Source organism: Rhodopseudomonas pentothenatexigens, assembly GCF_900218015.1.
Taxonomy (GTDB): domain Bacteria; phylum Pseudomonadota; class Alphaproteobacteria; order Rhizobiales; family Xanthobacteraceae; genus Rhodopseudomonas; species Rhodopseudomonas pentothenatexigens.
In genome coordinates this window covers 54,572-65,441 of record NZ_UFQQ01000010.1, presented here as the reverse complement: position 1 = coordinate 65,441, position 10,870 = coordinate 54,572, and the positions used below count along the sequence as shown (strand labels likewise).

General features: G+C 67.0%; 8 protein-coding genes. 7 read left to right on the top strand and 1 reads right to left on the bottom strand.

The genetic code is table 11. The annotated features are described in order from the left end of the window. Positions 1 to 20: 20 nt before the first annotated feature. From DWA33_RS11075 to DWA33_RS11065, 3 genes are all read left to right on the top strand, one after another. On the top strand, positions 21 to 800 hold the full coding sequence (locus DWA33_RS11075; RefSeq protein ID WP_114358152.1) for an enoyl-CoA hydratase/isomerase family protein: 780 nt from the start codon (positions 21 to 23) through the stop codon (positions 798 to 800). A 177-nt stretch (positions 801 to 977) separates the two neighbouring features. Continuing rightward, entirely contained in the window at positions 978 to 2,516 is a 1,539-nt protein-coding gene (locus DWA33_RS11070; RefSeq protein WP_114358151.1) for an AMP-binding protein, read from the top strand. A 104-nt stretch (positions 2,517 to 2,620) separates the two neighbouring features. Then, positions 2,621 to 4,072 (top strand): hypothetical protein, encoded by a 1,452-nt coding sequence (locus DWA33_RS11065; RefSeq protein WP_114358150.1) that lies wholly within the window; start codon positions 2,621 to 2,623, stop codon positions 4,070 to 4,072. A 95-nt stretch (positions 4,073 to 4,167) separates the two neighbouring features. Here the strand turns inward: DWA33_RS11065 and DWA33_RS11060 are convergent, their stop codons facing one another. Continuing rightward, entirely contained in the window at positions 4,168 to 5,436 is a 1,269-nt protein-coding gene (locus DWA33_RS11060; RefSeq protein ID WP_114358149.1) for a serine hydrolase domain-containing protein, read from the bottom strand. A gap of 233 nt (positions 5,437 to 5,669) precedes the next feature. Here DWA33_RS11060 and DWA33_RS11055 point away from each other — a divergent pair, with 233 nt between their 5' ends. From DWA33_RS11055 to DWA33_RS11040, 4 genes are all read left to right on the top strand, one after another. After that, a complete protein-coding gene (locus tag DWA33_RS11055) occupies positions 5,670 to 6,575 on the top strand; it encodes an intradiol ring-cleavage dioxygenase (RefSeq protein WP_114358148.1) in 906 nt (301 codons plus the stop codon). Positions 6,576 to 6,605: 30 nt separating this feature from the next. Beyond that, positions 6,606 to 7,439, top strand: a complete 834-nt coding sequence (locus DWA33_RS11050) for an aldo/keto reductase (protein WP_181902399.1) — start codon at positions 6,606 to 6,608, stop codon at positions 7,437 to 7,439. Positions 7,440 to 7,621: 182 nt separating this feature from the next. Further along, entirely contained in the window at positions 7,622 to 8,566 is a 945-nt protein-coding gene (locus DWA33_RS11045) for a DMT family transporter (protein WP_114358147.1), read from the top strand. A 199-nt stretch (positions 8,567 to 8,765) separates the two neighbouring features. Next, the gene (locus DWA33_RS11040) at positions 8,766 to 10,787 is read left to right on the top strand and encodes a putative bifunctional diguanylate cyclase/phosphodiesterase (RefSeq protein WP_114358146.1); all 2,022 of its coding nucleotides are present in this window, start codon (positions 8,766 to 8,768) and stop codon (positions 10,785 to 10,787) included. Positions 10,788 to 10,870 lie beyond the last annotated feature (83 nt).

The window sequence follows — 10,870 nt, the reverse complement described above, 5'->3', positions numbered from 1 at the left end:
AGACCAAAGGAAGCCTCAATATGAGCAACGACGCCGTGATCATCGAGAAGCGCGACAGCGCGCTTTGGATCACCATCAATCGTCCCGACAAGCGCAACGCCATCAATGCCGGCGTGGTCGAGGGCATTACCCGCGGCTGGAAGCAGGCGCATGACGACGCCGAGGTGCGGGTGATCGTGCTCACCGGCGCCGGCGACAAGGCGTTCTGTGCCGGTGCCGACCTGCAATCGACCGGGGCGGCGTTCTCGTTCGACTTTTCCAAGCCGAATGTCGATTACGCCGACCTGCTGCGGCTGGCGCAGAATTCCACCAAGCCGTCGATCGCCCGCGTCAACGGCACCTGTATGGCCGGCGGCATGGGCCTGTTGTGTATGACCGACATGGCGGTGGCGGCCGACAACGTCGTGTTCGGCCTGCCCGAGGTGAAGGTCGGGGTGTTCCCGATGCAGGTCATGAGCCTGCTGCAGGACATCGCGCCGCGCCGGCTGATCGCCGAATGGGCGCTGACCGGCGAGCCGTTCGATGCGCAAGCCGCGCTTGCGGCCGGCCTGCTCAACTACGCGGTGCCGGCGGCCGAACTCGACGCCAAGGTCGAGTGGCTGGCGAAGCGGCTCACCGACAAATCGCCGACCGCGATCCGCCGCGGCAAATACGCGATGCGCGCGATCGCCGCGATGTCGTTCGACGAGAGCATCGCCTACACCGAAAGCCAGATCGCACTGCTGGCGATGACCGAGGACGCCAAAGAGGGCCTGAAAGCGTTCGCCGAAAAGCGCAAGCCGGTGTGGCCGGGGAAGTGACGGCCGCAGGCCGTCATTCCGGGGCGCGCGGAGCGCGAACCCGGAATCCCGAGGTTGTGGCGGCGAGATTCCGGGTTCGCTCACTTCGTGAGCGCCCCGGAATGACTCGTTAAGAGGACGACGACCTAACAGCCACGCCGCACCAAAGCGGCGGGTGCGACGAAAGGGAGGACCACGATGCTGGCATCCGAGATGATCCGGCGCGGCGCGGTGTATCACGGGCCGAAGACGGCGGTGATGTTCGGCGATCAGCGCATGACCTTCACCGAGGTCGATCTGCTGTCGAACCGGATCGCCAACGTCTTCGTCGACACCTTCAAGCTCGACGTCGGCAGCCGGGTCGGGATGCTGCTGAACAATTCGATCTACACGCTGCCGATCGATTTCGGCTTCGTCAAATCGCGGCTGTCGCGGGTGCCGTTGAATTCGCGTCTGTCGCTGGTCGAGCAGCAGCAGATGCTGGAAGGTGCCGGCGTCGACATCCTGATCCACGGCACCGATCTCACCGAGCGGGCGCGCGAGCTGGCGCAGGCGATGCAGGGGTTGAAGCTGATCAGCATCGGCAGCGCGGAGGCGGACGACCTGCTGCAGCTGGCCAAGGCGCAGTCCGATGCGCCGCCGGCGCGGCGCTGCGAGCCCGACGACATCGTCATCACCATCTTCACCTCCGGCACCACCGGCAAGCTCAAGGCCGTCGAACACACCCAAGCGAGCTGGGCGGCGATGGCCACCAACGTGCTGATCAACATGGAGGTCGGCGAGGGCGACGTGATGCTGCACGCCGCCTCTATGATCCACGCCTCGGGCTGCTTCATCGTGCCGTATTGGCTGCGCGGCGGCGTCGCCGCGGTGCTGCCGGGCTTCACGCCGGCGAGTTATCTCGACGCGGTCGAGCGCTGGAAGCCGACTGCGCTCAATCTGGTGCCGACCATGATCGGCATGCTGCTCGATCATCCCGGCATCGAACAGGCGGACTTCTCCAGCGTCAAGAGCATCATTTACGGCGCCTCGCCGATGCCGCGGCCGGTGATGCAGCGCGCGCTGAAGGCGTGGGGGCCGCGGTTCGCGCAATATTACGGCCAGTCCGAAGCGCCGATCTTCATCACCCATCTGACGAAATCGGATCACGTCGGGCCGAAGGCGGAGCAGCGGCTGGCGTCCTGCGGTCGGCCGTCGATCGATTGCGAGATCAAGCTGGTGGACGAAGAGGGCGAGGAGGTCGCGCCGGGCGAAGCCGGCGAGATCGCGCTGCGCACGCCGTTTGCGATGAAGGGCTATTACAACGCACCCGAGCTGAACGCACAGATGTTTCTGCCGGGCGGCTGGCTGCGCACCCGCGATGTCGGGAGGTTCGACGACGACGGCTATCTGTATCTGGTCGACCGCACCTCCGACATGATCGTGTCCGGCGGCTACAACGTCTATCCGCGCGAGGTCGAGGACGCGCTCGCCGCGCATCCGGCGGTGCGCGAGGTGGTGGTGGTCGGGCTGCCCGACGACAAATGGGGCGAGAGCGTTGCGGCCTTCGTGGCGCTGCGCCAAGGCGCCAGCGCCGAGGAGGCCGAACTGATCGCGTTCGCGCGCGAGCGGGTGGCGAGCTACAAGGTGCCGAAGCAGGTCCGCTTCATCGACGAGGTGCCGAAGAGCCCGGTCGGCAAGCTGCTGCGCCGCGCGGTGCGGGATCCGTTCTGGCAAGGGCGGGAGCGCAAGATCTGAACGGTTAACGAAGTCTGAACCTCGGGGCCTGCGGCTTTACCGGATGTTATCGGCGGCCGTGGTTCGATCGCGACATCGTTCGCCCCGATCGAAGAGAACCGCCCGTGACCGTTCCGGCGATGCACCTGACCGACACCGCCGGCACGCGCAGCTTCGTGCTGCCGCTGCTGGTCGGCGCCGGCGCGCTGGCGTTTCTGCTGCTCACCGGCGACAGCCTGCTGCAGGATTCCGACAGCTTCTGGCAGATCGAGACCGGGCGTTGGATTCTCGCGCACGGCACGGTGCCGACGGTCGACAGCTTCTCGTTCACCAGGGCCGGCGCGCCGTGGCAGTCGAGCTCGTGGCTGGCGCAGGTGATCTTCGCGCTGGCGATGCAGGCCGGCTGGGCCGGGCCGGTGATCGTCACGGCGCTCGCGGTCGCCACGGCGCTGGCGCAGTTCGCCGCCTATCTCCAGCGCTTTGCGCCGGCGCTGGTGACCGCTGCGCTGGCGCTCGCCGCGATGGTGCTGATCATGCCGCATGTGCTGGCGCGGCCGCACATGTTGGCGCTGCCGGTGATGGTGGCCTGGTTCATCGGCCTGATCGACGCCGCCGACCGCAAGGCGCCGCCGCCCTGGGCGCTGCTGACGGTGATGGTGCTGTGGGCCAATCTGCACGGCGGCTTCGTGTTCGGGCTGATGCTGATCGGCGCACTCGGCGTCGAAGCGCTGCGCCACGCCGAGCCGCAGCGGCGCGTGCCGCTGGCGCTGCGCTGGGCCGCATTCGGCATCGCCGCCGTGGCAGCCTGCTGCGCGACGCCGTACGGCTGGGGCACGCTCCTGGCCGCAACCAAGATCCTCAGTCTCGGTGACGTGCTGTCGACGCTTGGCGAGTGGGCCTCGTCCGATTTTTCGAAGTTCGGGGCCTTCGAAGCCAGCCTGCTGGCGCTGCTCGGCATCGCGATGGCGCGCGGCCTGACGCTGCCGTGGCCGCGGCTGCTCTTGGTGCTCGGCTTGGTGCACATGGCGCTGGCGCACGTCCGCAGCATCGAGCACTACGCGCTCCTGGTCCCGATGATCGCGGCGCGGCCGTGGGCGCTGCAATTCGGGCTTGGGCGCGCGTCAGCCGAAGCAAAGCCCGATCTCGCGCCGCCCGCCTGGGCCGGCGTCGTCGCGGTGATCGCGATCATCGCGGCAACGATCGCTGCGGCGCCGCGGCTGCACTATCGCTTCGACGAGGCCCAGGTGCCGGAGCGGGCGCTGGCGGCGGCGCAGGTGCACGGCGCCAGGCGGATCTTCAACGCCTACATCTTCGGCGGTTATCTGATCTCGCGTCATGTGCCGGTGTTCATCGACGGCCGCGCCGAGCTGTACGGCGAGGCGCGGGTGATGGACACGCTGCGCGCCACCGCGGGGCGCGATCCAGCCGCGCTGGACCGGCTGCTGAGCGGCAACGACATCGATGCGACGCTGCTGCCGCCGAGCGCAGGCGCCGTCCGCGAGATGGACCAGCGGCCCGGCTGGCGCCGGCTGTACGCGGACGACATCGCCGTGGTGCACGTACGCGGCGGGCATTAGCTCTGTCATCGTGAGCGAAGCAATCGAGTTTCGCGCGCGGAGCTGGATCGCCTCGTCGCTTCGCTCCTCGCAATGACGGGAGGATAGGCAGCGCTCTACAGATTGCTCTCGGTGATCGCGCTGTACACCAGCGTGCGCAGCTCGCGGCGGATCGGGTAGGCGCTGGAGGGGATCAGCTGGGTCATGAAGATGGTGATCAGCTCCTCGGCCGGATCGATCCAGAACGCGGTCGAGGCCGCGCCGCCCCAATAGAATTCGCCGGCCGAGCCCGGCAGCAGCGTCAGCGCCGGATTCATGTTGACGGCGAAGCCGAGCCCGAAACCGATGCCGGCATTGGTCGCTTCGGAGAACATCGACAGCGACATCTGGGTGAGGTCGCGATTGCCGGGCAGATGGCTGCTGGTCATCAGCTTCAGCGTCTTCGGCCCGAGCAGTCGGACGCCGCCGAGTTCGCCGCCGTTGAGCAGCGCGCGGCAGAAGGTGAGATAGTCGGCGGTGGTGGAAACGAGGCCGCCGCCACCGGAGATCAGCGCCGGGGGGCTCAGGAAGCTCGAGGTTTCCGGATCGTCCGACAGCGTCATGCCGCCCTTGCCATCGGCGGTGTAGCAGGCGGCAAGACGCTGCGCCTTGGCAGCCGGCACGTAGAAGTCGGTGTCGGTCATGCCGAGCGGATCGAGGATGCGCTGCTTGACGAACTGCTCGAACGGCATGCCGCTGATCTTCTGCACGATGTAGCCGACGATGTCGGTCGAGACCGAGTAGTTCCAGGCGTCGCCGGGTGAAAATTCGAGCGGAATCTGCGCCAGATCGGCGATCCAGGAATCGAGCGTGCCGGCCTTCTCGAACGCGCCGATGCCCTTGTCGCGATAGGCGGCGTCGACATTGGTGCGGTTCTGGAAGCCGTAGGTCAGGCCGGAGGTGTGGCGCAGCAGGTCGACCACCTGCATCGGCCGCGCCGGCGGCCTGGTCAGGAAGTACGGTGCGATGCCCGCCTGAAACACGCCGAGACCCGCCCATTGCGGAATGTACTTCGCCACCGGGTCGTCGAGCTGCACCCGACCTTCCTCGAACAGCATCATCAGCGCCACCGAGGTGATCGGCTTGGTCATCGAATAGATGCGGAAGATGGTGTCGTCGCGCACCGCGACCTTGCGTTCGACGTCGGCGAAGCCGAGCGAGGACTGATAGACGATCTGGCCGCGGCGATACACCAGCGTCTGGGTGCCGGGCAGCTTCCCGGGATCGAGATAGAGCCGCTGCAGATGATCGTCGATCCGGCGCAGCGCGGCCTCGGACATGCCGGCGCTGGCGGCCGATCCGATGGTCGGCGCCGGGGATTGGGCTGGTGCGGCTTGGCTGGGCATCGCTTCGCTCCTGGAGATGTCGGATCGTCCGGTTGACGGTCCCGGATTCTGGCGTGGTTCGCTCGGGCTTCCTTGATATCGGAAAACCGCGAGGCGTTCTATCGGCGGCGGGCGGACCGGCGATGCGCACCGCGGTGTCGTCGTCCGCGCATGCCGGCCTTCCGTGGCCGCGCTTACCGGAGCGGGAAGCATGGTGTACCGTCGCCGCCTCTCCAACGACATCTGAGCGGGACATGCCTCAATTCGACGAGACCGACCTCACCGAGGCGGTCGTCAAGAGCTTCGACGAAACCCCCGATCCGCGCATGAAGCTGTTGATGCGCGAGCTGGTGCGCTCGCTGCACGATTACGTCCGCCGCACCGGCCTGACCTTCGAGGAATGGGAGAAGGCGATCGACTTCCTCACCCGGACCGGCCAGAAATCCACGCCGAGCCGGCAGGAGTTCATCCTGCTGTCGGACGTGCTCGGGGTCTCGATGCTGGTCGATGCCGTCAATCACCGCGACCGCGCCGGCGCGACGCAAACGACGGTGCTCGGCCCGTTCTATGTCGGCGAACACAAGCAGATGCCGCATGGAGCCGACATTTCCGAAGGGCTCGACGGCGAGCCGATGTATGTTCAGGCCCGTATCACCGATCTCGACGGCGCGCCGATCGCGCAGGCCTTGGTCGACGTCTGGCACGCCGACGACGACGGCTTTTACGATTCCCAGAAGCCCGGCTATGCCGAGCGCGGACCGTCGTTGCGGGCGCGGTTCGCGACCGATGCCGACGGCCGGATCGCGTTCCGCACCATCCTGCCGTGCAGCTATCCGATCCCGATCGACGGCCCGGTCGGCGACCTGATCCTGGCGGCGCGACGGCATCCGATGCGGCCGGCGCACGTGCATTTTCTGATCAGCGCCCCTGGCTTCGAGCCGCTGGTCACCCATGTTTTCATCGAAGGTGATAAATATCTGGAAACCGACATTGTATTTGGGGTCAAAGAGGAACTGATTTCGAACGTGGAATTGCGCAACGATGCGGTGATGCCTGATGGTCGCGAGGCCTCGGGACCGTGGCATTGGATGACCTACGAGTTCCGGCTGAAGCCGGGCCAGGGCGCCGCGCCGCGGCCAATGATGGCCGGCACGGTGTGATCGTGACGGGAGCGAATGGTGACTGGGGACATGCGCAGATTCGGCCGGATGGGGCCGAACCTCGCGCCGATCGGGCAGGGCACCTGGTATATCGACCAGGGTGACCGCGCGTCGGCGATCGCCGCGCTGCGGCGCGGCCTCGATCTCGGCCTGACACACATCGACACCGCCGAGATGTACGGCGACGCCGAGCCGCTGGTTGCCGAGGCGATCGCCGGCCGGCGCGACGAGGTGTTCCTGGTTTCCAAAGTGTTACCGAGCAATGCCTCGCGCCGCGGCACCATTGCGGCCTGCGAACGCTCGCTGGCCCGGCTTCGCACCGACCGGCTCGACTGCTATCTGCTGCATTGGCGCGGCCATTATCAGCTCGGCGAGACGGTGGCGGCGTTCGAGGAACTGGTGGCCGCCGGCAAGATCCTCTCCTGGGGCGTGAGCAATTTCGACGCCGGAGATTTGCGCGAGCTGCACCGGGTCGCCGGCGACGGCAGGATCTCCTGCAATCAGGTGCTGTACCATCTGCTCGAACGCGCGGTCGAACACACCGTGATTCCGTGGTGCGAAGCTCACGGCGTCGCCGTCACGGCGTATTCGCCGTTCGGCCACGACGAATTCCCGGGCCCGCGCAGTCCGGCCGGGCGGCTGCTGCAGAGCATCGCCGACGCCCACGGCGCCACCCCGCGGCAGGTGGCGCTGGCGTTTCTGACCCGGCGGCCGTCGGTGTTTGCGATTCCGAAAGCCGGCAACCCGCTTCATGCGGCGGACAATGCGGCGGCACTGGCACTGCGGCTCAGTGAGGAGGAGATCGATGCGATCGATCAGGCCTGCCCGCTGGGCCCCGAGCCCGCAAGCCTGCCGATGCTGTGAGCGCGAGGCGCGGTCGGAGGAAAAAGTCCGCAGCGCCTCGCTTCCAGGCCTGTCGCATGACCGAGTCCCGATTTCGGCACTTGTGCCGGCACGCCGAACATCGTTTTGTCGGATTGTTAGTTGATGGGACATCCGCCCGCGGAGTCGTCCCGCTTTCACCTCCTCCAAAGCGTCATCGAGCCTTGACCGTCACCTCGCCAAGCAACGACGCCGTGCGCCGGCTGACCCATCGCCACGCCGACCATCCGCTGCGCGGCATCGCGCTGATCGTCGGCTCGACGGTGTTTCTGGCCTGTTCCGACGCGCTGGCGAAGTATCTCGGTCGCACCCTGCCGCCGATCGAAATCGGCTGGATCCGGTTTCTGGTATTCGTGCTGATCATGATTCCGGTGGTGCTCGCCTCCAGGGAGTCGCCGCTGCGCTCGGTGCGGCCGAAACTGCAGGTGTTGCGGGCGCTGGCGCTGGTGGCGTCGTCGGTGCTGTTCATCACCGGCTTGCAGTTTCTTCCGATTGCGGAGGCTTCGGCCACCTCGTTCGTCGCGCCGCTGTTCGTCACCGCGCTGTCGATCCCGCTGCTCGGCGAGCGCGTCGGGATCCGGCGCTGGATCGCGACGCTGGTCGGCCTGGTCGGCGTGCTGATCGTGATCCGGCCGGGCTCGGCGGCGTTCGACCCCGCAGTCGTACTGCCGATCCTGTCGGCGCTGGGCTGGGCGCTGACGCTGACCTTGACGCGGATGATCAGCGGCGCCGATCGCGCCATCGTCACGATGTCGTTCTCGGCGCTGGTCGGCTTCATCACGCTCAGCGCGCTGGTGCCGTTCGTCTGGGTGACGCCGAGCTGGCACGATATCGGCATCGGCCTCCTGGTCGGGCTGGCCTCGACGATGGGGCAGTGGGTCGTGGTGCTGGCCTATCGTTACGCCGATGCGTCCGTGCTGGCGCCGTTCACCTACAGCCAGCTCGTCTGGGTGGCGATCCTCGGCTTCGGCGTGTTCGGTGAAGTGCCGGATCTGTGGACCTTCGCCGGCGCCGCGGTGATCATCGGCAGCGGCATCTACACGGCGCATCGCGAGCGACTGCGCCGCAGGCAGCCGGCATTGCCGTCGGAGCCGTATCCGAGCCCGTGAGCGGGCCGCCTGAACACCTCGCCTGCGACTTCTCGTTGTCGCCCTCGGCTGTCTGCACGTCGTAATATTCCCGCGATGATGAGTAACGGAACTGGCGCGGCGTTCGGCCGCTCCGGCTGCCGCCGATTTGGCGATCTCTTTAAGCATTAGGCAAAACCACGATGCCAGAGTGCGAAGCGAGAGCAGGTTCCAATCGCAGATGGCCGAACTTACTTCCGCACCCGATGCCCAGTTTTGGGAAATGATCGCCCTGGCCGCCGTGCTGTGCGTCCTCGGCGTCGTCGGGGCCTATGGCGGGTTGCGCAGCATTGAGGTCAGCGACGGCAAGGGACGCCGGCGCTGGATCGTCGCGACCGGCTTTGCCTCGCTCAGTGCAATTGCGGCCGCTATGGCGCTGGCGCTGATGGTTGCCTGGGATGCGCCGCTCGCGCCGACCGTCGCGCTGGGGCTGATGATCGGCTCGGTGACCGCCACAACCGGCTTTGCCAGTCTGGCGGTGTGGTTGAGTTCGATCGCGGGCCGCCGCACCCGGCTGACTTTGGCCGAACGCGACATGGTGCTGGACGGGATCCTCAACGACGCGGCGCGGGGCTTCTGCCTGTTCGACGCCCAGGGGCGGCTGCAGCTCTGGAACGAAGCCTTTCTCGACATCTATGCCATTCCGCCGGGGCGTGAGATCGCCGGCCACAGCCTCCGCCGCACTCTGGCGGTGATGCAGAATTCCGGCAACTTTGTCAGCGACAAGCGGCAACTGATCGAACTCGGTGCCGCGCTCGCCTCCGGCGGCCCCGCCACCCTGGTCGCAGAACTGCGCGACGGTCGCCATATCCGGATCGATCTCCGGCGCCTGCCGAACGGCGGCTGGATCGCCAAGCACAGCGACGTCACCGATCACAAGCAGGCCGAGCAGCGCTTCGCCTATCTGGCACTGCACGACGTCGCCACCGGTCTTCCCAACCGCGCCGCCTTCAACGAGCGCATCGTTGCGAGCGTCGAACAGGCGCGTCGGTTCGACGGCGGCTTCGCGGTGATCCGGCTCGGCATCGACCGCTTCAAGGAGATCAACGACGTGTTCGGCCAGGCGGTCGGCGACGCGGTGCTGGCCGAGATGGCGCGGCGCCTCGCCGACACCTGCCATTGGGGCTTTCTGGCCCGGCCGGGCGGCGACGAGTTTTCGATCGTCACCTCGCCGGACCCCGCGACCGATTCGATCCAGGAGGTCTGCCGGCAACTGGCGCGCCTGTGCGACACCGAGTTCGAGGTCGACGGCCACCGCATCAGGCTCACCGCGACCGCCGGCGTCAGCGTCTATCCGCGCGACGGCGAGGACGCCGATACGCTGCTCGCCCATGCCGACGTTGCGCTGTATCGCGCCAAGACCGAACAGCGCGGCACGGTGTGTCTGTTCGAGCCGGCGATGGATCTGCAGATTCGGGAAAAACGCGCGCTGCAGCGCGAGCTGGCGGTGGCGCTGGAGCAGCGGCAGTTCGAGATCCACTACCAGCCGCAGGCGACGGCGGCCGGAGCGATCATCGGCTTCGAGGCGCTGCTGCGCTGGCGGCATCCGGTGCGTGGCATGGTATCACCCGCGCTGTTCGTGCCGCTCGCCGAAGAGACCGGCCAGATCGGCCCGATCGACGAATGGGTGTTGCGCAGTGCCTGCGCCGAAGCGGCATCGTGGAGCAAACCGCTGGCGATCGCCGTCAACTTCTCGCCGCTCGATTTCCGGCGGCTCGACGTGCCGGCGCTGATCCTGCAGATCCTGCTGGAGACCGGGCTGGAGCCGTCGCGGCTCGAAGTCGAAATCACCGAAGGCGTGCTGATCGACGATTTCGCCGGTGCGATCGCGATCCTGCGCAAGATCAAGAATCTCGGCGTACGCGTTGCGATGGACGATTTCGGCGCCGGCTATTCGTCGCTGTCGTATCTGCAGTCGTTTCCGTTCGACAAGATCAAGATCGATCAGGCGTTCACACGCAAGCTCGAGACCAACCCGGAATCGGCGGCGATCGTCGAGGCGATCCTCAGCCTTGCGCGCACGCTGAAGCTGCCGGTGATTGCCGAGGGCGTCGAGACCGAAAGTCAGCTCGCGTTCCTGGCCCGGGCCGGTTGCGACGAAGTGCAGGGCTACCTGATCGGCCGGCCGCAGCCGATCACGCACTTCCGCGACATCATCGCTGGAGCCACCGTCGAGCCGCCCCCGCTGGCCAGGGCCGGTTGAATGCTGCGTTGCAGCGCGACAGCCGCAATTTCCGCGGCGTGGTAGAAGATCGCCGATCGGTCGGGCCCACACGGGCAATTGTG

Coding starts and splice junctions, on each gene's coding strand:
- DWA33_RS11075 (WP_114358152.1), top strand. CDS start 21: ATGAGCAACGACGCCGTGATCATCGAGAAGCGCGACAGCGCGCTTTGG.
- DWA33_RS11070 (WP_114358151.1), top strand. CDS start 978: ATGCTGGCATCCGAGATGATCCGGCGCGGCGCGGTGTATCACGGGCCG.
- DWA33_RS11060 (WP_114358149.1), bottom strand. CDS start 5,436: ATGCCCAGCCAAGCCGCACCAGCCCAATCCCCGGCGCCGACCATCGGA.
- DWA33_RS11055 (WP_114358148.1), top strand. CDS start 5,670: ATGCCTCAATTCGACGAGACCGACCTCACCGAGGCGGTCGTCAAGAGC.
- DWA33_RS11050 (WP_181902399.1), top strand. CDS start 6,606: ATGCGCAGATTCGGCCGGATGGGGCCGAACCTCGCGCCGATCGGGCAG.
- DWA33_RS11040 (WP_114358146.1), top strand. CDS start 8,766: ATGGCCGAACTTACTTCCGCACCCGATGCCCAGTTTTGGGAAATGATC.